This window comes from Thermaerobacter sp. FW80, assembly GCF_004634385.1.
In the GTDB taxonomy this organism is placed as follows: Bacteria; Bacillota; Sulfobacillia; order Thermaerobacterales; family Thermaerobacteraceae; genus Thermaerobacter; species Thermaerobacter composti.
In genome coordinates this window covers 1,242,319-1,267,646 of record NZ_CP037895.1, presented here as the reverse complement: position 1 = coordinate 1,267,646, position 25,328 = coordinate 1,242,319, and the positions used below count along the sequence as shown (strand labels likewise).

The following is a 25,328-nucleotide window of genomic DNA, read 5'->3' as shown; positions in this document are numbered from 1 at the left end:
CGCCGGCCCTGGCCGCGGCAGCGCAGCCCGGGCGCTTCCCTGCCCGCTGGCGGCGGTGGTCCTCGCCGTCCATCACGTCGGCACCTCCGATGCGCTTCCCAAACCTTTGTTCGGCGAGAACGTCCCCAGGACCTGCCGGGTCGCGCCGTCGCGCCGGTCGTGCGGACGGGCCCCGGGACGTCCGCTGTCTAGCCTACGAGCCCGCCCCTGTCGTGGTACCGCCGGCGATGCCCGCTCCAATCGTCGGCGGCCGGGCGTCTGCCGGAGACCGTTCCTCCGACGGCCTTCTCACCTTTCCGCCATCCTTGCTCCCAGGCGCCTGAGGTCGCGGTCGTTGGAGGCGACCCGGTAGGGCTCGGCATGGGACCGCGAGGCCAGGTAGCCGCCCACGAAATCGAGTTTCTTCGAGAGCCGGCTCAGGGCATACAGGACGTGCGCCTCGTCCTCGCACTCCACGCCGGTCCAGGCGAGCACCCGCTCGACGAGGCGGGCCGCTTCGCGGGGGTGCAGGTCGAATCCCATGAGGACCAGCAACGTCTCGAACACCACGACGGGCGTCACCACCAGGGTCGCCTCGCCCCGCGCCGCCCGCTCAAAAAGACCCCGGACCCGCTCGCGAATCGAATCGCTCGGCGCCTGATCGGGAGCCAGCAGGTAGATGATGAGGTTCGTATCCAGAAGCCACCGCTCCATCACGAGGCGTCCCTCGCCGGCGTTGCGTCTCGCCAGGCGACGGCCGCTTGCGGCCTGGGCTGGCTCTCGCGCCAGGCTTCGGCGTACTCGGTGGCGGCCCGTTCCAGGGCGTCCGCCAGCGACCGGCCCCCCGTATCCTTCAGGGCCCCTGCGACTTCGTCGATCGACCGCGGCGCAGGCAGCGGGTGCAGGACGATGTCGCCGGTCGCCGGCCTCGTTGACGTAGCAGACCATTTTCCGCCCTTCGGCAACGCCGAGGGCCTGACGGATCTCGACCGGCAGGGTCACCTGCCCCCGGCGACCAACGCGGAGGATCGCCACGAGCCCCTCACCTCGCATCGCCAGTGTCCGCGGACCGTTCCCTGGTGTCAACGTTGGTGCAGCGAATTCGGAATCGACCCAACTCAAGCGGAAAGATGCGGTGCTCCGCCGCATCCCACGCACGATCGGCGGCGTACAGGATGGGACCGGACGGCGTGGAACGGGAAAGACTGGCTGGGCGGTGCCGTGATCTTGCCGACATGGGAAGGCTACCGAGCTTGTGGGGCTTGTGGGTTGGCCCGAACGGCAGGCCGCCAAACGGCCTAAACAAGGCAACATTCCGCCCACGCTTGCTGTCCTGCAGGCTCCTCAGCGAGAAGGATCCTCCCAATACGACGCGAATGCTAGCTACGCAGACTGTTGAAGAGGATGAAGAGGAGGCTGTTCTCGGATGGCACGGTTATCAGATTGTATACGGAGATTTTTGCGTGAATTCGGATGCGCTCAAGGCTTGGCAGGTATCGTAGTAACAGCCCTAGTAGTCGCCATACTGGCTTCGCATGTATCTTACGTCCAGGCCAGCCACGGCGAGTTTCCTGATGTCGATGGCGTGCTGACAGGCGACATCTTAAAGGCACATGACGTCGGGCTAGTCGACGGATTTCCTGACGGGACCTTCCGCCCAGGTGCCAGGGTGACTCGTGCGGCCTTCGCAAAAATGCTTGTTCTAGCTGTTGAACGGGCTACGGGAACAGAATTGCCTCTTGGGAGAGAATTTTTCCTGGATGTCACCGAAGGGCAGAAGCTATACGAATACGTTGTAAAGGCTTACAACGCGGGCTTCATACTGGGATACACAGATGGAACTTTTGGTTATGACAAAAACATTACGAGAAAGGAAGCTGCTGTGATCATCCAACGTGCCTTGAACCTCGCTCCAGCGTCGGAACCATTTGATGACGTTCCCGCGGACAGCTGGTTCGCAGATGCTGTCGGCGCCGTTGCGCGGGCCAACATTATGAAAGGATACGACGACTTTGTGTGGCGATACTTCCGACCCGATATGGAGCTGACACGTGGACAGGCGGCTGCAGTAGCCTATCGCGCCTACTCTTTCAAGAGAAATGAAGTCAATCCGCCGTTAGGTAGCCCGAAGAATCCTGCTCCAATCGGTACGGAGTTTCCCGTCGGGGATAAGTGGATGGTCAAGATCCTCAGCATCGATCCAGACGCATGGCCTGAGATTTCTGAAGAATCCATGTTTAACGATCCGCCCGACCCTGGATACCAGTATGTGATGGCTCGTGTCCGAGTGACATACGTCGGTACCGATAGTTCCGGTTCGTTCATCGACGTGCATTTCGACTATCTCGATGCCAATAGCGTTCGAGCTACGGATTCCTGCGGCGTCATCCCTGATCCCCTACTTGGCGGTTTCGAGACCATTTTGCCTGGATACGCTAAAGAGGGGAATGTGTGCTGGTCGGTCGCGTCCGATGCGGTAAGGGGCGGCATAATCGCCGTGTCCTCGTTCTGGGATGGTCCCCGCGTCTACTTTGAGGGGGTGCGATGAAGGGGTGTCGTTGGTTCGTGCTGTGCGGCGTGGGGAGACCAGAGCTGATTTGGCGCCATTCCCTCCCTGGCCTGAAGCGGTGCGAGATGTTGTGCACAAGACGAGGGAACTGCCGCGGCGAGGGTGTCGCCAGCGGTCTTGCTCCCCAGTGGAGGGGCAAATGGGGCGGACCCGACATTGGGTCCTTCCGTCGAATGTCCTGGCATCGACGTGCGATGATGGCAAGTCTGATCCTGGCTGTCGGTGGAGCGCTCACATGCGCCGACAGTATCTGGCGTCAGTGTAGGTGGCAGTGTAGGTGGCACCAGGGGCTGTGTCCGTGGAGCTAACGCAGGTGGGATACGGCCTGTCGCGGTGGAACCAAGCCTTCCACCCCGATGTAAGCTACGAGGACGAGCTCCACGACCTCCCGTAGGTGCACGCGGTGGCGGTGGGCTTGAACGGCGGATCCTACCCCGCCCGGAGCGAGCTGGTCGGACAGGCCTACGAAGCCTTCAAGGCGTGGGCCTGCGGCTGCCGGGCGGCTACAGCCGGTGCCACGTTCCGGCACGAACCTCACCGGGTACCCTAGTGATATGCGGCCTCAATGTGCCAAGGAAAGCCGTTTATTTCTCAAGAGTTCTCAACCATCACGGTCAATTTGACTGAACCTCTCGGGGCTGCAGTCCTGCGGAAATACCTGGGTTCGTGAAGCAGGCTCAAAAGGGCCGCACGCCACGATGACGCGTGGCGTGCGGCGTTGCCTTTCCCCTATGGACATGAACCAATCCTTACTGGGTCACCAGTTGCAACTCCACAGGTACGAACGACTCAACCTGTTCGCCCTTGATCACCTTCAGTGCGTACTCTATGGCCAGCATACCCATCTTTCTGGGCTGCTGGGCCACAGTGGCCGCCAGTTGGTCACGTCCCGTCAAGTGGTGTGATTTGCGCTCCCCTCGGGTTTGAACGCCTTACATGGCCAGCACCTTCAGGGTTGCTTCGGTTTCATGGAGCCGCGTAGCCTCATGTGATGTACACGCGTCAATCTTGGCCATCGACTCCAGGCTGAAGTACCGCCGGGACACCAGCCATTCGTCCTGTTGCTCCTCGAGAAGAGCTCCCAACAGGCGGATGGCGGCGGCCATGTTCGGGAAGATCCCCACCACGTCGCAGCGCCGGGCCAGTTCCCGATTCAGCCGCTCCAGAACGTTGGTCGAGTGGATCCGCCGCCAGTGCTCGGTCGGGAAGGCCATGTACGCCAGCACGTCCTCCATTGCATCCCGAAGCAGAGCGGCGGCCTGGGGGAATCGCCGGTCCAGGTTGGCTGCCACGTGTTCCAGCTGCTCCCGGGCGGACTCCAGGTCGGGCTGGGCGAAGATCGTCCGCACCAGGGCCGCCACCATCGGCTGGGCGTGCTTGGGCACCCGGGCCAGCAGGTTCCGCATGAAGTGCACGCGGCACCGTTGCCAGCTGGCGCCCGCCAGCACCTCGCTGATGGCGCGCTTGAGCCCCTCATGGGCATCGGAGATGACGAGGCGAACACCCTTGAGCCCGCGGGCCACCAGGCTGCGGAGAAACGCGAGCCAGAACTCGTACGTCTCGGCGGCGCCCACGTCAAAGCCCAGCACCTCGCGCTCCCCGGTTCGCTTCACCCCGACGGCGATGACCGCGGCCATGTTCACCACCCGGTGGTCCTGCCGCACCTTGATCGGCTTGGCGTCGAGCCAAACGTAGGGGTACTCGCCTTCCAGGGGACGGTTGCGGAAGCGCTCCATCCGCTCGTCCAGTTCCGCGCAGAGTCGCGACACCTCGCTCTTGCTGATGCCGTCCAGGCCCAAGGCCCGGACCAGGTCGTCGACCTTCCGGGTGCTGACCCCCTGCACATAAGCCTCCTGCACCACGGCGACCAGGGCCCGTTCCGCCCGCCGGCGTGGCTCCAGCAGGCTTGGGAAGTAGCTGCCCTGGCGGAGCTTTGGGATCCGCAGCTCGATGGTGCCCACGCGGGTATCCCAGGGCCGGGAGCGATAGCCGTTCCGGTAGGTCTTGCGCGTTTCCGTGCGCTCGTACCGCTGAGCGCCAACGAGTTCGCTCACCTCGAGCTCCATGAGCTGTTGGGCCAGCCAGCGTAGTCCTTCCCGCAGGGCATCGGCTTCCGGCTCCCCCTGGTGTTTGCGTAGAAGCTCGAGAAGTGCCATCCTGAAATCAGCGGTCACCGGTGAGCGGACCTCCCTTCATGGCGGTTCTTGTCCAACCCGAAGGGGAGCCACCGGTGACCTTTCTTGTCAAGGGCCACCAGGCTCGGGCCCTACAGCCCGGCGATTTCCACCACCACCTGGGACACTAACCAGTTCACCGGCTTTAACGGCCGCTACGGCGTCGGGGGTACCGTCAAAGCCGATAACTTTGATGCCTGAACGACCGGAGGCTTTAATCGCCTCAAGTGCTCCCAACGCCATCTCGTCGTTGTGAGCGAAGACAGCATCGATCTCCGGCTGAGCTTGCAGGATGTTCTCCATCACGCTCATTCCTTTGGCGCGGTCGAAGTCAGCTGGTTGCCGTGCCACTACCTCGATACCGTCAGCCGAACCAATAACCTCGTTGAACCCCTGGCCGCGATCACGGGCGGCCGACGTTCCAGGAATTCCCTCCAACTCCACCACCTTCCCCTCGCCCCCGAGCAGATCGATGATGTACTCGCCAGCCATACGACCGCCTGCAACGTTATCCGAGGCAATGTGTGTAGCGACCTTACCGCCCGTTGCCGCCCGGTCGACCGTGATCACAGGGATGTTGGCTTGATTCGCCTTCTCAATCGCTGGGACAACGGCGTCCCCGTCGGTGGGGTTGATAACGATGGCGTCAACGCCTTGCGTTACTAGATCCTCAATCTGGCTTACCTGCCGGGCCGGGTCGTCCTGGGCATCAAGGACGACCAAATTTGCTCCAGCAGCCTCAGCTGCCTCCTTCGCCCCTGCCTCAAGATCAACGAAGAACGGGTTGTTCAGAGTCGAAATCGCCAGCCCAATGACTACGTCGTCCTTTGATTCATTCGTCGTATCAGAGGAACCCATCTGGCCGTTGGTAGCCTGCCCCTGGTTACCACCACACGCACTAAGTATACCCACAGCCAGAATAGCGAGCAGCCCCAACGCCGCCTGCTTCCATTTCCGCACCACAATTCCCCCTCCCCGCGTGCTTCTTCAAGTTGCCAGCCTAGAACCGGTTCCACAAGCGATAATGTTGTCCCCTTCGGCTATATGGTCACATACCGCCCCCTCTCCTCCTCAACAATGGATTGGGAATTCCTTACTGGTGGAACCTCTCGCCTGTGGGCTTTCTTAGCGTCGCCCGCGGTCAAGCAACACGGCTATCAGGATAACAAGCCCTTTCACCACTTGTTGATAGAAGGACGAGACGTTGATTAGGTTAAGACCGTTATTCACCACGCCGATGATTAGAGCACCAACAAGGGTTCCGCCTACTCCCCCTGCGCCGCCCGACAGCCCTGTGCCGCCGAGCACAACCGCTGCAATGGCATCCAGTTCAAACCCCGTACCCGCTGTTGGCTGGGCCGAGTTAAGACGTGCTGCCAGCACAACACCGCCAAGCGCCGCAGTGAGTCCCGACAGACTATAAGCCAGAAGACGTATCTTACGGACCGCTATGCCGGAAACCCAGGCAGCTTCCTCATTTGAGCCAACAGCATAGATGTAGCGACCCGCGCGGGTGTGGCCGAGGAAAGCCCATACGACCGCGTAGACACAGATCATGATCAGGATTGGCGCCCACTCCGAACCCAGCGCACGAAAACCCTCACCGAGGCCCGTAATAGGACGGCCGCCCGTGAAAGCCAGGGTTAACCCACGCACGGCGGTCATCGATCCCAAGGTGGCAATGAACGGCGCTATGCGTCCGTAAGCGACAAGTATCCCGTTCAGCACGCCACACGTCACGCCAACTGCGAGAGCTCCAACCAAGACAACCGACACGGGCAACCCATCCGCGGCCAACCTCGCCGCTATAGCACCGCTAAAGGCTAGCACCGACCCCACCGACAGATCAATACCGCCTGTTAAGATGACGACGGTCATCCCGGCACCGATGATAGCTTGGATCGAGACTTGCCGTGCTACGTTGACTAGATTCGCTCCTTCTAGGAACCGCGGATGCAAAACGGCCAGTAGCCCACACATGAGTGCCAGGCCCAACAACGGTCCCAGGCGAGCCAGTGCATGACGTACTCGCACGGAAGTTTCAGATGCAACTACCGTCGTTTTCACCGGCGAGAACACGGTCATTCAGCCCCTCCTGCAGCCGCACGCAGCACCGCCTCCTTCGAGGCGTTGGCAGCCGGGAGCTCCTTAACGATACGGCCGCCGGCCATCACCATTATCCGATCGCACATTCCTAGTAGCTCGGATAAATCGGACGAGGCCATGACAATGGCCACTCCATCCTCAGCCAAAGAATTGATCAGCGTATACAACTCCACTTTCGCGCTAATGTCCACACCACGGGTCGGCTCATCGAGTAACAGAACACGCGGTTTAATTGCAAGCCAGCGAGCCAGTACCGCCTTCTGCTGATTGCCACCGCTAAGCTCGGCCACCACCTGTTCCTCGTCTCGGCAGCGAATAGCCAGCCGTCGCACCAAATCCCGGGCCAATTGGCGTTCCGCACGATGCGACACCCAGCCGGCACGCGACAGTAGCGGTAACGCTGCCAACGTGAGGTTCTCGCGCAGGGGTCGCTGGAGAAACAGGCCTTGCCGCTTGCGGTCCTCGGGCACAAGCGCCACCCCACACCGTAGTGCCCTCCCGGGATTACCAGGCGGCAGCCACCGGCCTTCGACCCATACCTCGCCTTCGTCGAGGGGGTCGGCCCCAGCGATAGCACGCAACAACTCGGTACGACCAGCCCCGAGCAGTCCCGCGAGTCCTACTACTTCGCCGCGCCGCACCTGCAACGATACACCGTGGAATACCCCTTGGCGGGTGGCGCCTCGGACGTCTAGCACAACGTCGCCGATAGATGAATACCTTGGTGGATACCGTTCGGTCATTGATCGGCCTGCCATGAGGCGAATCAACACGTCGAGATCTGCCTCGGCCATGGTGACTGTTGCCACCGCGCGACCGTCGCGCAACACCGTCACCCGATCACAAAGGCTCAGCACTTCCTCAAGCCGATGGCTAATGTAGAGGATCGCCACGCCTTGTAAACGCAACCCACGGAGTATCGTGAAGAGTCGCTCAACCTCGGCAGGGGTCAGCGCCGCTGTCGGTTCGTCGAGAATCAACACCCGGCTTTCCATACTCAGCGCACGGGCAATCTCCACCATCTGCTGGACGGCTACTCCAAGCTGCCGAACAGGAACATCTGGATCGAGATCCACGCCGAGGCGAGCCAGAGCCCTCTGTGCAATGTCGCGCATCGCTACACGGTCAATGCGGCCCAAGCGCACCGGTTCACGGCCGAGACAGATGTTTTCCGCTACCGTCATATCCGGGGCAAGGGTCAATTCTTGGTAGATAGTCGCGACACCCGCCTCCCGCGCCTCCCGAGGCCCTCGGAACGTTACCGGCCGCCCAGCTAATTCAAGCCGCCCTGCGTCCGGCACGTGATAGCCCGCTAACACCTTGATCAGGGTGCTCTTGCCCGCCCCGTTTTCGCCTAACAAGCCGTGAATCTCACCTTGATGTAAATCAAGGTCCACTTCATCGAGAGCAATGACCCCAGGAAACACCTTACGTATGCCGGTGGCGCGCAGTACCACGGCACACATGGTCAGAAAGTAACCCCCGACCGCAGGATAATGTTGGCGTACGGCGTGCATTCTCCAGTACGCACCACGGCTACCGACTCCCGGGACAGTCGCTTCAACTCGTCATGGGTGATTGTTCGCAGAGGAACGCCATGCTCAGCCAACAGCCGGATGACCTTCTCACCTACGGTTGGGTTTTGATGTTGCGTTTCCTGCGCGATCAGTGCTTCTTCCACCTGCAGTTCGCTAAGCACCACCCGGACGGTGTCCAAGAAAGACGGCACGCCGGACGTCAGCGCTAAATCAACACGACGTGGTCCGTGCGGGATTGGGAGACCTGCGTCACCGATCACGAGCAACTGACCGTGACCCATCCCGGCGATAATTTCGGAGAGGGCCTGGTTGAGCAATGGTCCCTTTTTCACAAACTTTCACCTCCCGTTGAGTAAGGCCATCAGTTCTTCAAGTCGCGGCATTGCTGGTTGGGCGCCGAGACGCGTCACAGCCAAAGCGCCCGCCGCGCAGCCCCACCGTAGGGCCTCGGTGAGCGGACGGCCGGATGCAATCGCTGCAGCCACACCCCCCGCAAACGCGTCGCCAGCAGCTGTGGTATCGATTACTGACACCGGGAACGCCGGGATCTCTAACTCGCCCTCGGGGCCTAAATAGTAGACACCCGCACTGCCTCGTTTCACCACCACACGCTCGGCACCCTGACGGCGCAATGCCTCGGCGGCCCGCCGAACTCCGTCAGGGTCGTCGACTGGCAATCCCGTCAACCTTGCAGCTTCGGTTTCATTGGGGGTTATCAAGTAGACTAGACGCAGGAGTTCGGTCGGCAGGGGTTCCGAAGGCGCCGGAGCCGGGTCGAGCACCACCTTCACGCCACCTGCATGCGCGATGCGTGCTGCTTCGAACACAGTGGGCTGCGGAACCTCAAGCTGCAATAGCAGGACATGCGCCGCGGCGATTATGTCTCGAGCCGCCGCCACGTGATCCGGTCCGAGACACCCATTTGCCCCGGGCAGTACAATTATGCTGTTTTCGCCGCCAGAATCCACGACAATTACAGCCGTACCCGTTTCAATGTCAGGCAGCATGACAACGTGCTGCGTGTCTACCTGACTTTCGTGAAGACTGGCAAGCAGCATGCGCCCGAACTCGTCGTTGCCCAAGCATCCCACCATCGCCGTTTTGCATCCCAACCGTGCGGCGGCTACGGCCTGATTCGCGCCTTTGCCGCCAGGCAGGCGAGTTAGGCGCTTCCCAATGACGGTTTCACCTACCCGGGGTCGGCGCCCCACAGCGACTATCAGGTCAAGATTGAGGCTCCCTACCACCACCACATCAGCCATCGGCCGTGCCTCCTTGCCTCCCACCGCACGAGCCTCGGACAACCAGTCTAGGCGAAACAATTACGTGTCGGCCAGGACCCTGCCACCGCCCACTTATGCGATCGAGTAGGAGTTCCACTGCGCGTGCACCGAGATCGTAGCTATTCTGTGCGACAGTCGTGAGAGGCGGCGATACCAAGACGGCAGGTAGAATGTCATCGAAACCCACGACCGCTAATTCGTGTGGAACCTCGACCCCCGCCTCGGTCGTGGCGTGGAGCACACCCAGTGCCATCAAATCATTAGCTGCAAAAACGGCCGTCGGCCTCGGGCGCCGGTTGAGCAGTTGCTTCGCCGCATAGACGCCCCCCTCAAACCGAAACCCACCCTCAAACACCAAATCTCGCTTGAAAGAGATTCCCGCCTCGGCCAGTGCACGCTGGTAGCCGCGCAAACGAGCCTGCGCAGTGGGACTGGTCTTGGGGCCGGCCACATGGGCGATACAGCGATGGCCAAGTTCCACAAGGTGGCGTACAGCGAGCCACGCACCATGCTCGTTATCAGAAGAAACAGCGTCCACATTGAGGCGCGGTGGGACGCGATCAATGAACACCGTTGGCACGCCGGAGTGCACCAAGTCATGGAGATGTGAGGTTTGGTATGCCTGGGGCGCAATGATCATTCCATCCACCCAACGCTCTCGCAACTGAACCACTGCCTCGGCCTCACGGTGAGGGTCGTCGTCGGTATGGGTTAACAAAACAGTATACCCGGCCCGGGCCGCTGCATCCTCGACCCCACGAACGATTGCAGGAAAGAACGGGTTTGTTATATCTGGTATGACCAATCCCAACGTACGCGTGGACTTTTGCACCAGACTGCGCGCAAGGAAATTCGGCCGGAAATTCAGGGCTCTGGCGGCCTCAAGCACGCGGCGACGCGTCTGGTCACTGACGTAACCTCTTTCGTTGATCACCCGCGAAACTGTGGACTGACTGACGCCCGCCCTTTGTGCCACGTCGCGAATCGTTGCCCCAAGAGTACGCTGGCCACTCCGCGGCACCTGAGGCTCCGGCATCCATTCCTCCCTCCGCCAAACGAACTCTGAAATGGGCCAAGCGCCAGGACAAGGAAACGGTTTCACATGTAACATTCGCGACAGCGGCTGGTTTCCCTGCCTGGAGACGGTGGCGGAGCGTTTCAAAGGGCCCGGAACCAAGACTCTATCTCAAGCCTTGACCGGTCATCGTGCAGCCGCCGGAAGCCCTTCACGCCCCGTACAAAAAAGGGCTCCACCCCATGGCCTTGCCATGGTCGAGTCAGTGGCAATTCACAGGGCGGTGGTCCTCACCGAGGGCTCGCGAGGTCCTCCAAACCGACCAGACGGTTCTCCCTGGCTCGTCACATCCCCGCGATGCTCTAGCGCGCGGGCCACGAGTCGAGGCGGACGCTCGGGCACCAGGGCGTCCTTTCCGTGGCGTAACCGGAACAGGGGCGGGGTGATCCACCCATTGGAACATGGTGCACGCTCCGCGTCTGGTGCCGCGACGCCGGGCATAGGCTTGGGGGGAGGGATCCCACCGTGACGCGCCTGTCCCTTGGGCATCTGATCTACGTGGCCTGCATCGCCGCGGGGATCGTGGTCGGCGGCTCCCTGGCGGGGGGCCTGGCGCGGCTGCTGTTCGTCCAGGTCCCGCTGGATGCCCCGAGCAGCCTGCCCGTGGGCTCGCTGCCCGACCTGGCCAACCGGCTGAAGATGTGGGGGACCTTCGCCGCCCTGGGCGGCTCCATGACCGCCCTGCAGAACCTGGAGTCGGGGATCCTCGGCCGGTCCTTCGGCGTGGCGGCGACCCAGCTGCTGCTGATCCTGAGCGCCTTCACGGGCGCCCATCTGGCCTACGTGGCCCTTCGCTACCTGGCCGGGGCTCCGCCCGACGCATGAGGGCCGCAACCGTGCCTCCGCCCCAGGATCATCGGCTGGCGCGGCACACGGTCCCGCCCCGCGGCCGCCCGTCCACGCGGCCACCGGGACGGGTCCCACCGGCCCCGGAGCCCCAACGCCCGGCCCCCGGATCCGAGCCGGGGCCGGACGGCGGTGCGCCCCGGCCTGGCAAGCGACGGAGGAGGGAGCCTCGTGCCCCCTTCCCCGCCCCTGCGCCTGCTGGCCGCCCTGGCCGTGGGCGCCTTCCTGGGTGCCCTCCTCACCCTGCCCCTGGCGGCGCGGCGGGTTGACACCCTCACCCTCCTGGCCACGGACCTCTTGCGCGAGCTGGCCGAGGTGGAGAACGAGCTGGCCCGCCTGCGGGAGGAGCCGCCGGGGTCCGTGGCGGTGTACGAGACGCGGCTCGAGCTGGTGGACGGTCGCGGGCAACGCCTGCCCCAGGCCACGGAGATCGTCCTGCGACAGCAGCTGGAGCCCTTCGCCCAGCGGCTGGTGGGCGAGAACGTGTACGATCTCAGCCCGGCGGTGGTGCGGGACCTCTTCGACCAGCGGCGGCTGCAGGTGGACGAGACCCTCTACCGGGTCACGGTGGAGAGCATGGTGCTGGGGCCCCGCTCGCTCCTCCGGCTGCGGGTGGAACCGGTGCCCACCGCCCCGGGGACCGGCAGCCGGAACGGGACGGGGTAGGCCTAAGACGGCACGTCCGGCGCCGCGGGGTAGGCCTAAAACGGTACGCCCGACGCCGGGGGTAAGGCCAAAAAAAAAAGCGCGTCCGGCGCCGGGCGGAAGAGCACGGCCGCGAATCCGTCGATGCAGGCGGCCGCCTCCGAGCCCGACCCCCCGCCCTAGACGAGGGCCCGGACCAGCTCCTTGAACCGCCGCCCCCGCTCGGCGTAGTCGCGGAACATGTCGTAGCTGGCGCAGGCCGGGGAGAGCAGCACCACGTCACCGGGTCGCGCCAGCCGCCGCGCCTCCCGCACCGCCTCGTCCAGCGACCCGACCCGCCGTACCACCGGCGCCCTGCCCTCGCGCGCGGCCGCCGCCTCGATCACCCGCTGGATGGCGTCGGCTGTCTGGCCCAGCAGGACCACGGCCCGGGCCCGGCGGCACACCGCCGGCCCCAGGGGGTCGAAGGGGATGCCCTTGTCGTAGCCGCCGGCGATCAGCACCACGGGCTCGCTGAAGGACTCCAGGGCGGCCAGGGTGCGGTCGGGGGCGGTGGCGATGGAGTCGTTGTAGTACCGCACGCCGTCGAGTTCCCGCACCAGCTCCAGGCGGTGCTCCACCCCGGGGAAGGCCGCGGCCGCCTGCGCCATGGCCTCGGGCGGGGCGCCCGCCACCCACCCCGCGAGGATGGCCGCCAGCGCGTTCAGGCGGTTGTGGGCGCCGCGCAGCCGCATGGCGCGCCCGTCCAGCAGGCGGCGTTCTTCCCGTCCGTCCCAGAGCACCAGGTGATGGCCGTCCAGGTAGCCGGCCCGCACCGGCCCGCCCCGCCGACCGGCCTCCCGCTCCGCCACCTGCCGCGCCACCCGGGCCGAGGCGGCGAAGACCGCCACGTGGCCCGGCGCCCGCGGTGCCAGTTCGGCGGGGGCCGGGTCGTCCCCGTTCAACACCGCCCAGCCGTCGGGCTGCTGCAGCTCCACGATGCGGGCCTTCGCGGTGGCGTAGGCCTCCATGCTGCCGTGGACGTCCAGGTGATTGGGCCGCAGGTTGAGGTACACCGCCACGTGGGGCGCCCGGTGGCAGAGCTCCAGCTGGAAGCTGGAGAGCTCGAGGACCACCAGGGCCTCGGGCGGGATGCGGTCCACCTCTTCGATCAGCGGACGGCCGATGTTGCCGCCGACGTAGACGGGACGGCCCTCGAGGGGGCCGCCCGGGGTCGCCGCCTGCCGCAGCCCCTCGCCGATCAGGGAGGTGGTGGTGGTCTTCCCGGCGCTGCCGGTGACGCCGATCACCGTCGCCCGGCAGCGCTCGAGGAACAGGTCCACCTCCCCGCGGATCCGGGCCCCTGCCGCCCGGGCGGCCCGGATCTCGGGCAGATCCTTCTTCATGCCGGGGGTGAGGAAGACGGTGGCGAAGGGACGCTCCACCAGGACCCGCAGGTAGTCCGGGCCCAGGTGGAGCTCGACCCCTGCCTCCCCGAGGGCGCGGATCTCGGGATCGGCCTGCTCGGGCGGCTGGCGGTCGCAGCCCACGACCGCCACGCCGTGGGCCCGAAGATACCGCACCAGGGCGCGGTTGCTGCGACCGAGCCCCACCACCGCCACGGGCCCGGGGACGATGGCCTCGCCCCCGGCGGTGGAGACGGTCCCCGACGCCGGGAAGGCCCCTCCGGCCGGGCCCGCCGTCCCCCGCGGCCCAGAGCCAGGGGCCGCGCCGGGCCCGAGCCGTGGCCGCGGACCGCCGACCGGTTCCTCCGCCGACCCCTCGGCCCGGGACGGCGACCGCGCGGGGACCGGCCGGTTCGTCCCGGATCCGCCTGCCGCTCCCACCTTCTCCACGCCCGGCTCCCCCACGGAGTTGGCATCCGGCGCCGCCGCGCCCCGACCCGACCCCTCCGGCGCGTCGCCCCTTGCTGGGCGATCCCGTTCGCCGGCCGGCATCAGGCTCCCCCCAGCAGCTGCCCCAGCCGCCGCAGCGCCTCCTCCAGGTCGGAGCGCGCGGTGGCATAGGAGAGCCGCAGGTAGCCCGGCGTCCCGAAGGCCGTGCCCGGCACCACGGCGATACGAGCGGTCTCGAGCAGCACCTCGGCCAGGGCCACGTCGTCGTCCACCCGCCGGCCGCCGATCTCCCGGCCCAGGAGTCCCCGCACCGACGGGTACACGTAGAATGCGCCCGCCGGCCGCTCCACCGCGATCCCCGGCAGGTTCGAGAGGCCCTCCACCAGCAGGTCCCGCCGCCGGCGATACTCCTCGCGCATGGCCGCCACGTCGTCCTGCGGCCCCGTCAAGGCCGCCACGGCCGCCTTCTGGGCGATGGAGTTCACCGCTGAGGTGGCCTGGGACTGGATGGCCGCCATGGCCTTGGCCACCGGCCGCGGCGCCGCCGCCCAGCCGATGCGCCAGCCCGTCATGGCGTAGGCCTTGGACACGCCGTTGATCAGGATCGTCCGCTGGCGGTACTCCGGGCGCAGGGCGGCGATGGAGACGTGCTGGCCCTCGTAGATCAGGTGCTCGTAGAGCTCGTCCGTCACGATCCACAGGTCGGCCTCCGCGGCCACCGCAGCCAGGGCGTCCAGCTCCTCCCGCGTGTAGACGGCCCCGGTGGGATTGTTGGGACTGTTGACGACCACCGCCCGGCTGCGCGGCCCCAGGGCCCGCCGCAAGGCCTCCGGCGTCAGCTTGAAGCCGGTCTCCGGCCCGGTCTCCACGATCACCGGCTCGCCGCCCGCCAGCCGCACCATCTCCGGGTAGGAGACCCAGTACGGCGCGGGGATGATCACCTGGTCCCCGGGATCGCAGATGGCCATGAAGGCGTTGAACAGGGCGTGCTTGCCGCCGGACGAGACCACGATCTCGTCCTCGGCGTACGCCACCCCGTTGTCGCGCCGGTGCTTCTCGGCGATGGCCCGGCGGAGCTCGGCGATGCCGGCGGCGGGCGTGTAGCGGGTGAAGCCGGCCTCGATGGCGGCGACGGCCGCTGCGCAGACGTGGCGCGGCGTGGGGAAGTCGGGCTCCCCGGCGCTGAGGTTGATCACGCGCTCCCCCGCATCCTGGAGCGCCTTGGCACGGGTGTCGATGGCGATGGTGACCGACGGCTGGATCCCTCGGGCGCGCGCGGAAAGGTGCATGGCGGCTCATCCTCTCCCTGACGTGTCGATCCCCGGCCTGCCGGTGCCGGCCCCCCTCGCGGCGGACGAACCGGCCGCCGCCCGCGGCGCGGACGCCGGCGGCAGCCACCCCCTCCCCCAGGGCGGCGGCGTCCTCCGGTGCCGGGTGCAGCCGTCAGCTCAGGACGACGGTCGCCCCGGGCTCGGCCAGCTCCGCCTCCGGGAACACCTCCCGGGCCTCGGCCAGCACCGCCTCCGGATCGTACTCCGGCAGCAGGTGGGTCAGCAGCAGCCGCCCCACCCCGGCCTCGCGGGCGATCGCAGCCGCCTGCCGGGCCGTCAGGTGCCCCGGCGCCCGATCGCCGCGGCGGGCCAGGAGGCTGGCCTCGATCAGCAGCAGGTCGGCCCCGCGGGCCAGCTCCACCAGGGCGTCGGCCGCCTCGGGCCCGGTGTCGCCGGAGTACACCAGGCGCCGCCCGCCGGCGCTCCAGGCGGAGGCCAGGCAGGGCAAGGGGTGGTCCGTGGCCCGGACCTCCACCTCGATCCCCGCGACGGTCACCCGCTCGCCGGGGTCGAGGAAGCGGGGTGCGAAGACGTCCTTGTACGGCATCCGCCCGGCCAGCTCCGCCGGACGGGCCGGGCCGTACAGGGGCAGGGGCGCCGGCCGCGGGCGACCCAGGTGGCGGGCGATGTCGAGGACGTAGCGCAACACGAAATGGTCGCCGACGTGGTCCGGATGGTAGTGCGAGTAGAACACGGCCGCCAGCTGGGGGACGTCCACCCGCTGGCGCAGCCGCGCCAGGACGCCCGGTCCGCAGTCGATGAGCACCGGTCCCTCCGGCCCCTCCAGGAGGTAGCCGGAGCACGCGCCGCCGGGAGCCGGGTACGGCCCGTCCCGGCCCAGGATGGTGAGCCGCATCGGCCGTGGCCCTCCTCCCCCTGGGGTGCCCTGCGGTGTTACGTTTCCGTGGAAGCCGGCCGAATCCTGCGCTGCTGCGCCAGCCGCTGGAGCACCTCGGGCGGGATGCGACCCTCCTCCTGGGCCTCCTTGACCAGCCGCTGCATGTAGCCGCCGATGCGCCCGCTCTCCAGCGAGGTCAGCGCACCCCAGCCCTCGGCCTCCACCTTGGGCCAAAGCCCGAGCTCCTTGGCGGCCTGGACCTTGAAGGGGTAGAGCGGGTCGTCCTCGGGGTTGGGCTGGGCGACGCGCCGGCCGCCCCGCCGGCCCACGCCGCCCCGGTGTCCGCGCTTGCGGCGGCGGCGCGACGTGGCCGTGGGAGGGAGCTCGATGGCGCTCCAGGGCGACGGGCTCGCTCCCGCGGGAGCGGACGCGGTGGCCGCCTGGTCTGAAGCCGACGCCGCCGTCCCCTCTCCCTCCGTCGCCGGTCCGGGCGGCGGTGCCTCGCCAACCCATCCCGGGCCCGGCGTGCCCACGGTGGAGGGACCGGTTCCGCTCACCGGTACCTCTCGGGAGGTCGCGCCCCCGCCCCCCGGCACCGCGCCGACGGGCGCCGCAGCCCGTTCTGCCGCCGCTCGCCCACGGCCGTCGACCGAGGCCGCGGCGCGGCCCTGCGGCGTGCCCTCCCCCTCCCGCGGATCGCTCGGCGTCAAGGCGGGTTCGTCCGATGGCATGGTCCCCACCTCCAGGGGCTTAGTGTGGGCACCGCGGGAGCCTTGCAATCGGCTGCTCAGCGTTTGCTGCCGGGTTTGCTGCCGGCGCGGGCCGCGGGTCGGGCCGTGGACCGGGCCAGGCTGCGGGACCGGCTGCGGGATCGTCCCCGACATGCCGGGCGCGGTGCGGGAATAGAGGTATGGCGCGGGCCCCCGTCCGATCCCCGCCATCGCGACGGTGGCGCCCGCGGCGGGTGGAGGTGGAAGCCGTGGCACCGACCGGACCGGGGCCGTGGCGGGGATCCCGCGGCCTGGCGACGGCGACGCGGTGGATCGGTCCGGGCGCCCGGGTGGTCCTCTGGGTGGCGCTGGCCGTGGCCGTCGTGGTCGTCGTCGCCCTGGGATGGTGGCGGCGCCCCGGGCCGGAGCGCCTGCAGTGGGGAGAGCAGCCCTTCGTGCTGGTCTACCACACCCACGCCACGGAGGCGTTCCTGCCCGACCTGCCCGGCGGCGACCGGCCGGGCCGGGACATCCACCGCGACGCCTTCTCCCGCGACCCGCGACGGTCGGTGCGCGCCGTCGGGCAGACCCTGGCCCGGCGGCTGGCCGAGCGAGGCCTGGACGTGCTCTGGAACGGCACCGTCTACGACGCCGCCGGCCGCGACGAAGCCTACCAGCGGGCGCGCGCGAGCCTGCAGGACCTGCTGGCCCGCTACCCGTCCATTCGCGTCGCCCTGGACGTCCACCGCGACGCCACCACCACCCGCGTCCAGGTGGGCGGCCAGCCCGCCGCCGGCGTCCTGTTGGTCGTGGGCGCCGGACACCCGGGCTGGCACCGCAACCTGGCGCTGGCCGAGGCGCTCGCCGACCGCCTGGGCCGGATCCACCCCGGCCTGGTGCGGGGGATCGCCCTCAGGCCCTGGCACTACAATCAGGATCTGCTGCCCGGCGCGCTGCTGGTGGAGATCGGCGGCGCCGAGAACACGCTGGCCGAGACCGTCCGCACCGCCCGCTGGGTGGCCGACGCGCTGGTGGAGGCGCTGGCGATCCGGCCCGGCCGGCCGCCGGCCCGGCCCACCACCCTGCCCCGTCCCCGGCCGTGGCGGGCAGCCACGTCCAGCTCCCCAGCCTGGGCGGCCGCCGGTCCCGCGGGCGGCTCCGCGCGCGGCCCCGGCGTCGGTCCCGCCGCCGGTCCGGCGGCTCTGGCCGGCTCCTTCGCGGCACGGCACCCCGTCGCGGTGGGCGGCCCCGCCCCGCTCCCCCGCGCCGAAGCCGTGGGCGGCTCGCCTTCCCCGTCCGCGGCGGTGCGTCGGTGACCCGTCCGGCGTGGGTCCACCGTAGCCCGCCGTCCTGGTCCCCGCCGTCCTCCCGCTCGAGCCGTCCCGATCCGCGCACCGGCCGGCGTCCGAGTCGACGAGCCGCATCGGCCCCGCATCGACGGGCCGCCGACCTCGCATCCACGGACCGCATCCGCCCCGCGTCTACGCCCCCGCCCCTGGGCGACCGCCCGCCCCCGAGCGCCGGATGGCTTCGCCCCGGTATGAACCCGCCGCCCGCCGCCCCAGGTTAAGGCCAGGTCGAGGCCGGGGGGTTGTCGATGACCGACCCAAGGGGTGCCGGCGGGATCCGGGTCGACCGGGGCAGCGCGGCGGGGTGGGTTGCCCTGGGTCTGCTGCTGATCCATCTCGTGCTGGCCGCCGGTCCCGGCGCGCCCGCCGGGGGTCCGCCCGCCAAACCGGCCCCGCCCGCCGGGGCGCAGGAAGAGACCGGCGAGGCCGGCAGGCCCGGGGATGCCGGCCCGAGCGGCCGGGCTACCAGGGCCGGTCCCGGGCCGCGCCCCGGGCCGGCGACGGCGGACGAACCGCCGCCCGGCCGCGTGCCGCTGGATCCCGCCGTGGCGCGCCGGTTCGTCCGCGAACCCACCATCACCGTGTTCGACCACGCCATCGCCGCCCCGCGCACCATGGCGATGGAGGAGTACCTCGCCCACGTGGTGGCCGGCGAGGTGTTGACCAGCTGGCAGCCCGACGCCCTGCGCGCCCAGGCGGTGGCGGCCCGCACCTACACGGTCTCGCTGCTGCTGGCCGGGGAACGGGCGACCCCGCGCCGGCTGTACGGCACCGACACGTCCACCGATCCCGCCGAGGCCCAGGCGTACAGCCCCACGGTGCCGCGGGCCGTGGCCGAGGCCGTGGCGGCGACCCGGGGCCAGATCCTGGTCTACCGGGGAAAGCCCATCGTCGCCCTCTTCCACGCCTGCGCGGCGGGGCGGACCGCGTCCCTGCGGGAGTCCTTCCCCCGCGACCCGCGGCGGGCGCCGTACCTGCGGCCCGTGCCCTCGCCCTGCGACCAGGCGGCGCCGGCGCGGATCCGGCGCTGGGCGGTGGCGGTGACCGCCGAGGAGCTGGCGGTCGCGGCCGGGCTCTCGCCGGCGGAGGTGCGGGAGGTGCGCGTCGCCGCCCGCGGACCCTCGGGGCGGGCGGTGGCCATCCAGATCGGGCCGCGGCGGGTGCACGCCGCCGAGCTGCGGCGCCACGTGGGCCCGAACCGCCTGCGCTCGACGTTGCTCACCGCGATCCAGCCCCTGGAGGGCGGCGTCTGGATCTTCCGCGGGCGGGGGTGGGGGCACGGCCTGGGCCTCGATCAGTGGGGTGCCGAGGCCATGGCCCGACGCGGGATCAGCTACCGGGACATCCTGGCCCACTACTATCCCGGGACCCGGCTGGTGCGGCTGTATCCGTGACCGGTCGGCTCCGTCGGGGGCCGCGCAGTGACCGGCCGGCTCGGTCGGGGGGCCGCGCCGGCTCGCGGGGGGTGGGTTCCGGACACCTCGAGGCCCCGCGGCGCGCGGGTTCCGGATGCCTCGACGCCCCGCGGTGGGTGGGTTCAGGACGCCTCGACGCCCGGATCAGCTCAGGATCAGCTCGAAGCGCGCCAGTCGCGAGAGGTAGGCGGCCACCACCAGCGGCCGGTTCAAGCGGAAGAAGTGGCTGGTCCAGACGCGGGTGACGGGGTCCTGCTCGATGACCTCGAGGACGTTGACGTAAGGCGAGTCCACCCGCTCGATGGCGGTGTAGGGGATCTCCAGGTGCCGCGGGCCGCCCGCGCCGGCGCCCGGGCCCTCGGCGTCCCCCTCCCCGGGGCGGGGGCGCGACGACGGATCGGCGTGGAAGACCAGGCTCTCCCGCCCCACGACCAGCCACCCCTGGCCGCGCGAGGCGAAGCCGCCCCCGGGGCGCTCCTCCAGCAGGGTGCAGCGCGCGGCGTAGTAGGCGGCTCGGTGCGGCACCCCCTCAGGCAGCCGCTCCAGGAGCGGCCACTGCTCCATGGGCACGGCCAGGACCCGGCGCGCCGCCTCCCGGTCCGCCTCCCGGTTCGCCGCCCACTCCCGCTGCTGCCGCATGGCCCGCAGGCGCGGTCGCGCCCGCAGGAGGGAGCGGGCGAGCAGGACCACTGCCACCAGGACGGCCAGGGTCACGATGAGGCTGGTCCAACCCGCTGCCATGGCGCTGCCCTCCCGTTCCCGTCCCCCTTCGGCCCGGACGCCGTCCGGTCCGGCCGGCGCCTACGGGCGGGGGCCATGCGCTCCCGCCCATGCTGGTGGGGACACCGCTCCACCACCGTGGGCGTGCCGGCCGGGGCGATCCGCCCGTGGGCAGCCGCCCTTGGCCAGGTTGCCCACCCCCGGGGAGGTTGCCCGCCCTCGGCCAGGTTGCCGCCCCCAGGGCAGGTTGCCCGGCCTCAGCCACGTTGCCTACCTTCGGCCAGTTGCCCCATCCTTGGCCACGTTACCCGCCGTTGGCCACGTTGCCCATCCCCGGCCAGGTTGCCCGCCGTTGGCCGCGTTGCCCGGCTCCGGCCCGGGGACGGCAAGCGCCGGCGTGAGACCGTCCTTGGCACCGCGGGGACGATGGTCCCGCCGCGCCCATTTTGCCACAAGGCTGCCATGACGTCCTCTCCCTCGGGGCGCACCGGATCGCACACCCGGCCCCCCGCCGTGGAACCGCACACCCGGCCGGTCGCCGCCGGGGAATCGCGCACCCCACCGGCCGCCACTGCAGACGACCCTGGTGGACAGCCCGGGCAGACGACCCTGGTCGGCAGCACGAGCGGATCCCCTCGATCCCGCCGCAGCCTGGCCGGCAAGGCAACCATGGGATCACGAACCCGGCCCGACGTCGCCAAACAAGCGCCGCAACGTCGCGAAACAACAGGGTACGACGCCCGTGCTTCCGCAACGGGTGGTGGCGCGGGGCGCGCTCCGCCATAATGGACGGGGCGGGCGCCGGTTCGGCGTCGCCCAGGGGATGTCGCGGCGGCGGTCGCCGGGTGCCGCGGGCTTGCGGTGCCGAGCGGGACCCACCCGCCCGCACCCGGTCGGGACCGGATGGAGCCGCGAGTTCGCGGCAGCCGTGTCACCGCCCGCGAGATCGCGGCACCCGTCGCCGCACGCGGGGTCGCGGCACCCGTCGGCGCACGTGGGGTCGCTGAACCCGTCGCGGTGCGGGCTCGCAGCGGACCGGCATGTCCCCGCCTCGCCGGGCGTAGGATGAACCGGCCGGGGGACAAGGTCGGTCCGGCGCCGCCCCGGCCGGCGTCCACACGGGCGACGTCGCGCGGGGGTTTTGGTTCGGCAAGCGCGGCAAACACGCGGGAACGCGAAGGGGGACGCGGCTTGGACGGGCTGACCCAGGTGGTGGAGCGGTGGGGCTACGTGGGCCTGGTGGCGGTGGTCGCCCTGGAGAACGTCTTCCCGCCGATCCCGTCGGAGGTGGTGATCCCCTTCGCGGGCTTCCTCACCACCTTCGGCGCGATGACGCTGCCGGGGGTGATCGTGGCCGCCACGGTGGGCTCCGTGCTGGGCGCCCTGGTGCTGTACGGCGCCGGCCGCGCCCTAGGCCGGCGGCGGCTGGAGGCCTTGACCCGCCGCTACGGGCACTACCTGGGCATCCAGCTCGACCACGTGGCGCGGGCGGAGGACTGGTTCGCCCGCTACGGACCCTGGGCGGTGCTGATCGGGCGGGTCGTGCCCATCGTCCGCAGCCTGATCTCGATCCCCGCGGGGCTCGCGGAGATGCCGCTCCCGGTGTTCCTGCTCTACACCGTGGTGGGGACCGTGGCGTGGAACACCGCCCTGGCCGGAGCGGGGGCCGCCCTGGGCGCCGCGTGGCCGCTGGTGGAGCAGTGGGTCCGGCTCTATCAGCATCTGCTGCTGGTGGCGGCACTGACGGTCGCGGCCGTGTGGCTCGGGCTGCGCCTCGCGGCGCGGCCCCGCCGCTAGGCGACGCGCCGTGAACAGGCGCAGGGCGCTGGGCATCCCAAAACCCCCACGACCGGTGCGAGGTGAGGACCATGCGATCCAAGGGGAAGAACCGCTGGCGCCACTGGATCTGGCTGGCCTTGACGCTGGTGCTGGTGGCCTCGTTCGTCCTGATGACCCTGGCCCCCGCCCTGGCTGCAGGGTCGGAGTCCGGGCCGGCCGCGGGCACCGCGGCAGCGAGCGGGAGCGCGGGGCAGCCCGCCGGGCAAGCCGGGGCCGATGGGAATGCCGCCGGCGGGGCGGAGGGTGACGCGGAGAGCGCCGCGGCCGAGGGCACCACGCCGACGGAGCGCACGGTGGTTGTGCTGGGCGCGGACCTGACGCCCTCGCAGCGGCAGGAGGTGTTGCGCCTCCTGGGCCTCGACCCCGCCACCTGGGACGGGGAGCCCCTGGTCCTGACCCACCAGGAGGAGGTCGCCCTGGTCGGCGACTACGTCCCCCGCGAGCAGCTGGGCAGCCGCGCCATCTCGTCCGTGCGGGTCGAACCGGCCGCTCCCGGCAGCGGCATCCGCGTCGAGACCAAGCACATCACCTGGGTGCCCCCGGAGATGTACGCCGAGGCCCTGGCCACCGCCGGGGTGAAGGACGCCGTGGTCTACGTGGCCGCGCCCTTCGACGTCTCGGGCACGGCCGCCCTGGCGGGGATCTACAAGGCGTACGAGATCTCGGCCGGGACGACCCTGGACGCGGAGCGCAAGGACCTGGGCGCCCAGGAGATCGGCGTCATGGTGCGGATCGCCCAGGAGATCGGAAGCCCCGAGAAGGCCAGCCAGTTCCTCAGCCTGCTCAAGGAGCGCATGGCCGAGCACCCGCCCACCAGCCGCGACGAGATCCTGGCCCTGATCCGCCAGCTGGAGCAGGACCTGGGCATCCAGCTGAGCGACGCGCTCCGGGAAGAACTGGCCACCCTGGTGGAGAAGCTGCGGGACGCCGGCATCGACTGGCAGGCGGTCACCGCCCAGCTGCAGCAGGTGCGGGAGCAGGTGAACCGCTTCCTGGGCGAGGACACGCCGATCATCCGGGATTTCTTCAACCGGGTGTGGGACTGGGTGCTGCAGGTCGTGGACGCCATCCGCAGCTGGTTCGGCCAGTGACCCGGGCGGCCGGAGAGCAAGAGCCGGGGAGCCGGTCTGCCGCCCGAGGCCCTTCACCCGGGGCCCTTCGCCCTGGGGGCCTTGCCCCCTTTGGGGCTGGCCAGGATCCCGGGTCCGTGCCGTCCACCGTCCGGAAGGAGCATGACGCCTTGTACGATGACCCAATGCCCGGCAGGCCGTTGCAGGACGGCGAGTTCTACGTCACCGTGAACGGGATCCGCCACTGGTGCAGGATCGCCGGCGCGGGGAAGGGCGCGACACCTTTGGTGGTGATCCACGGCGGACCCGGTGGCAACGTCTACAACTTCGAGCGCACCATCGGCCCTCTCCTGGAAGCGTTCGCGACCGTCGTCTACTACGACCAGCGGGGCTGCGGCCGGTCGGACCCTCCGGCCAGCCCCGCCGACTATTCCTTGCCGCTGCTGGTGTCGGACCTCGAAGGGTTGCGGGCCCGGCTGGGCCTGGCCCGCTTCATCCCCCTCGGCTTCTCCTTCGGCGGGGAACTCGCTCTGGAGTACGCCCTGGCCCACCCCGGCCGCGTGGAGCGGTTGATCCTCCAGGCCCCCACCTTCTGCGACCCGGTGCGGCTGGCATGGGTCCAGCTGTACGGCTTCTACCACGTGGCGACGGGCGAACTGAAGGACCGGATCGCCCAGCTCCTCGCAGGGGACGAACCGGCCCCGGCCCGCCTGGAACAGGCCTGGAACCTGGTGGATACGGAAACCCTGGACCGCTTCCTGTTCTTCGACCCCGCCGCCGCCCGGCTCAACCGCCGGCTCTGGGAGGAAAGCGGGCTCGTCAACACCGGCGACATGCAGCGCGCCCTGGCCGCCCAGCCCCAGCCTCCCAGCCGGATGGACACGCTGTCCCGGATCACGGTCCCCGCCCTGGTCATGGTGGGCCTCCACGACCGCAACATCGGGGTCGACGTGTGCCGGGACATCAGCGCCAGGCTATCCCGGGGCCGGCTGGTGATCTTCGAGCGCAGCGCCCACTTCCCCGACATCGAGGAGCCCGAACGCTACGCGGCGGAGGTGAGGCGCTTCCTCGGCCTCTAGCTCCGATTGGGGCTGACTCGGCGAGGCGTCAACCGGCGCCCCGCCGGCGGGGGGAGCCTGCCTGGTACCAATTCCGCGGGACTTGGGTGCGCCAGCCCAGGACATGACGGGGCGCGGGGGCCGGGGGCCGCGATAAAGGCGACATCCACGCGAGCAAGGCGGAATCCGCCCTTCAACCCTTGCGGGAGCATGTGGGAATCGAACCCACCGGGGACGGTATCGCCATCCCCCACTGGTTTTGAAGACCAGGGGCGACACCAGTCACCAGCTGCTCCCCCGAAGACCCCCAGGCCTCCTGCCCCTGCCGCTCCCCTCGCACCCGCCAGCCGGCAGAGGTCCTGGGCCTGCGGGCTCCAGCGCAGAGGCCCTGCGCCGTCCCGTCCCCTCAACCCGAAGTGTACCGGACGGGCCCGACGGCGTCATGGACCCCTACGCCACGCCGAGCGCCTTGAGCGCCCGCTGGGGGTGCTCCTCGGGCTTGACGCCCCGGATCACCTGGACGATGCGCCCTTCCTCGTCGATCACGAAGGTGGTCCGGTCGATCCCCCAGTAGGTCCGGCCGAACATCCGCTTCTCCTTCCAGACGCCGTAGCGTTCCGCCACCTGGTGGTCGGGGTCCGACAGCAGCGGAAACGGCAGGCCGTACTTCTCGCGGAACTTCACGTGGGATTCCACCGGGTCCGGGCTGACGCCCAGCACCACCGCGCCCGCCTCCTGCAGGCGCTGGTAGTCGTCCCGGAAGCTGCAGGCCTCGCGGGTGCAGCCCGGCGTGTCGTCCTTCGGGTAGAAGTAGAGCACGACCTTGCGGCCGCGGAAGTCGCTGAGGCGCACGGTCTCGCCGCGATGATCGACCAGGGCGAAGTCGGGTGCCACGTCGCCAACCTTCGGCATGATGCCCTTCCCTCCCATGGCTCCTCGGTGGCGTGC

General features: G+C 69.1%; 22 protein-coding genes, 1 tRNA gene and 1 pseudogene. 8 read left to right on the top strand and 16 right to left on the bottom strand.

The window, feature by feature from the left end; all coding sequences use genetic code 11:
- Positions 1-288: 288 nt before the first annotated feature.
- Both E1B22_RS13175 and E1B22_RS14060 read right to left on the bottom strand, forming a co-directional pair.
- The gene (locus tag E1B22_RS13175) at positions 289-693 is read right to left on the bottom strand and encodes a PIN domain-containing protein (protein ID WP_243123766.1); all 405 of its coding nucleotides are present in this window, start codon (positions 691-693) and stop codon (positions 289-291) included.
- 249 nt (positions 694-942) lie between these two features.
- Positions 943-1,032: pseudogene (locus E1B22_RS14060) on the bottom strand (AbrB/MazE/SpoVT family DNA-binding domain-containing protein); the annotation flags it as partial.
- A gap of 433 nt (positions 1,033-1,465) precedes the next feature.
- Between E1B22_RS14060 and E1B22_RS05410 the strand changes: the two are divergent.
- Positions 1,466-2,527, top strand: coding sequence for an S-layer homology domain-containing protein (locus E1B22_RS05410; protein WP_167758851.1), 1,062 nt, complete (start codon positions 1,466-1,468; stop codon positions 2,525-2,527).
- Positions 2,528-3,480: 953 nt separating this feature from the next.
- On the opposite strand, the gene E1B22_RS05405 is transcribed toward E1B22_RS05410, so the two are convergent.
- The 7 genes from E1B22_RS05405 to E1B22_RS14055 all read right to left on the bottom strand — a co-directional run bounded on the left by E1B22_RS05405 (position 3,481) and on the right by E1B22_RS14055 (position 10,685).
- Complete coding sequence (locus E1B22_RS05405; RefSeq protein WP_135225854.1) at positions 3,481-4,704, bottom strand: IS256 family transposase; 1,224 nt, start codon at positions 4,702-4,704, stop codon at positions 3,481-3,483.
- 87 nt (positions 4,705-4,791) lie between these two features.
- Positions 4,792-5,682: a D-ribose ABC transporter substrate-binding protein gene (locus E1B22_RS05400; RefSeq protein ID WP_243123765.1), complete on the bottom strand. Its 891-nt coding sequence runs from the start codon at positions 5,680-5,682 to the stop codon at positions 4,792-4,794.
- Between the two features lie 165 nt (positions 5,683-5,847).
- Positions 5,848-6,807, bottom strand: coding sequence for an ABC transporter permease (locus E1B22_RS05395; RefSeq protein WP_135224865.1), 960 nt, complete (start codon positions 6,805-6,807; stop codon positions 5,848-5,850).
- Entirely contained in the window at positions 6,804-8,294 is a 1,491-nt protein-coding gene (locus E1B22_RS05390; protein WP_135224864.1) for a sugar ABC transporter ATP-binding protein, read from the bottom strand. The genes E1B22_RS05395 and E1B22_RS05390 overlap by 4 nt, the downstream gene beginning before the upstream one ends.
- 2 nt (positions 8,295-8,296) lie before the next feature.
- Positions 8,297-8,698, bottom strand: a complete 402-nt coding sequence (rbsD, locus tag E1B22_RS05385) for a D-ribose pyranase (RefSeq protein ID WP_135224863.1) — start codon at positions 8,696-8,698, stop codon at positions 8,297-8,299.
- Between the two features lie 6 nt (positions 8,699-8,704).
- Positions 8,705-9,628 carry a ribokinase gene (rbsK, locus tag E1B22_RS05380; protein WP_135224862.1) on the bottom strand — a complete coding sequence of 308 codons (924 nt, stop codon included), beginning with the start codon at positions 9,626-9,628 and terminating at the stop codon, positions 8,705-8,707.
- Positions 9,621-10,685, bottom strand: a complete 1,065-nt coding sequence (locus E1B22_RS14055) for a LacI family DNA-binding transcriptional regulator (protein ID WP_167758850.1) — start codon at positions 10,683-10,685, stop codon at positions 9,621-9,623. The genes rbsK and E1B22_RS14055 overlap by 8 nt, the downstream gene beginning before the upstream one ends.
- Before the next feature lie 504 nt (positions 10,686-11,189).
- Here E1B22_RS14055 and E1B22_RS05370 point away from each other — a divergent pair.
- Complete coding sequence (locus tag E1B22_RS05370; RefSeq protein WP_135224860.1) at positions 11,190-11,549, top strand: YtrH family sporulation protein; 360 nt, start codon at positions 11,190-11,192, stop codon at positions 11,547-11,549.
- A 192-nt stretch (positions 11,550-11,741) separates the two neighbouring features.
- Positions 11,742-12,236 (top strand): hypothetical protein, encoded by a 495-nt coding sequence (locus E1B22_RS05365; protein WP_135224859.1) that lies wholly within the window; start codon positions 11,742-11,744, stop codon positions 12,234-12,236.
- A gap of 158 nt (positions 12,237-12,394) precedes the next feature.
- Here the strand turns inward: E1B22_RS05365 and murD are convergent, their stop codons facing one another.
- The 4 genes from murD to E1B22_RS13170 all read right to left on the bottom strand — a co-directional run bounded on the left by murD (position 12,395) and on the right by E1B22_RS13170 (position 16,950).
- Positions 12,395-14,065, bottom strand: a complete 1,671-nt coding sequence (gene murD / locus E1B22_RS05360) for a UDP-N-acetylmuramoyl-L-alanine--D-glutamate ligase (RefSeq protein ID WP_243123763.1) — start codon at positions 14,063-14,065, stop codon at positions 12,395-12,397.
- A gap of 86 nt (positions 14,066-14,151) precedes the next feature.
- Positions 14,152-15,339 (bottom strand): pyridoxal phosphate-dependent aminotransferase, encoded by a 1,188-nt coding sequence (locus E1B22_RS05355; RefSeq protein ID WP_135224857.1) that lies wholly within the window; start codon positions 15,337-15,339, stop codon positions 14,152-14,154.
- A 154-nt stretch (positions 15,340-15,493) separates the two neighbouring features.
- Complete coding sequence (locus E1B22_RS05350) at positions 15,494-16,237, bottom strand: MBL fold metallo-hydrolase (protein ID WP_135224856.1); 744 nt, start codon at positions 16,235-16,237, stop codon at positions 15,494-15,496.
- 38 nt (positions 16,238-16,275) lie between these two features.
- A complete protein-coding gene (locus E1B22_RS13170; protein WP_135224855.1) occupies positions 16,276-16,950 on the bottom strand; it encodes a small, acid-soluble spore protein, alpha/beta type in 675 nt (224 codons plus the stop codon).
- Between the two features lie 248 nt (positions 16,951-17,198).
- Between E1B22_RS13170 and spoIIP the strand changes: the two genes are divergently transcribed.
- Positions 17,199-18,245, top strand: a complete 1,047-nt coding sequence (gene spoIIP, locus E1B22_RS05340; RefSeq protein WP_243123762.1) for a stage II sporulation protein P — start codon at positions 17,199-17,201, stop codon at positions 18,243-18,245.
- Positions 18,246-18,526: 281 nt separating this feature from the next.
- Positions 18,527-19,672 (top strand): SpoIID/LytB domain-containing protein, encoded by a 1,146-nt coding sequence (locus tag E1B22_RS05335; protein ID WP_135224854.1) that lies wholly within the window; start codon positions 18,527-18,529, stop codon positions 19,670-19,672.
- 165 nt (positions 19,673-19,837) lie between these two features.
- On the opposite strand, the gene E1B22_RS05330 is transcribed toward E1B22_RS05335, so the two are convergent.
- The gene (locus E1B22_RS05330) at positions 19,838-20,434 is read right to left on the bottom strand and encodes a hypothetical protein (protein ID WP_135224853.1); all 597 of its coding nucleotides are present in this window, start codon (positions 20,432-20,434) and stop codon (positions 19,838-19,840) included.
- 1,170 nt (positions 20,435-21,604) lie between these two features.
- Here E1B22_RS05330 and E1B22_RS05325 point away from each other — a divergent pair.
- The 3 genes from E1B22_RS05325 (at position 21,605) to E1B22_RS05315 (ending at position 24,401) form a co-directional block, all read left to right on the top strand.
- On the top strand, positions 21,605-22,210 hold the full coding sequence (locus E1B22_RS05325) for a DedA family protein (protein WP_135224852.1): 606 nt from the start codon (positions 21,605-21,607) through the stop codon (positions 22,208-22,210).
- Between the two features lie 71 nt (positions 22,211-22,281).
- Positions 22,282-23,343 carry a DUF1002 domain-containing protein gene (locus E1B22_RS05320; protein ID WP_135224851.1) on the top strand — a complete coding sequence of 354 codons (1,062 nt, stop codon included), beginning with the start codon at positions 22,282-22,284 and terminating at the stop codon, positions 23,341-23,343.
- Positions 23,344-23,492: 149 nt separating this feature from the next.
- Positions 23,493-24,401: an alpha/beta fold hydrolase gene (locus E1B22_RS05315; RefSeq protein WP_207669924.1), complete on the top strand. Its 909-nt coding sequence runs from the start codon at positions 23,493-23,495 to the stop codon at positions 24,399-24,401.
- 182 nt (positions 24,402-24,583) lie between these two features.
- Here E1B22_RS05315 and E1B22_RS12660 read toward each other — a convergent pair.
- Together E1B22_RS12660 and bcp are read right to left on the bottom strand one after the other, a co-directional pair.
- Positions 24,584-24,677, bottom strand: a tRNA-Sec gene (locus E1B22_RS12660).
- Positions 24,678-24,830: 153 nt separating this feature from the next.
- A complete protein-coding gene (bcp, locus tag E1B22_RS05310; RefSeq protein ID WP_135224850.1) occupies positions 24,831-25,292 on the bottom strand; it encodes a thioredoxin-dependent thiol peroxidase in 462 nt (153 codons plus the stop codon).
- Between the last annotated feature and the right edge of the window lie 36 nt (positions 25,293-25,328).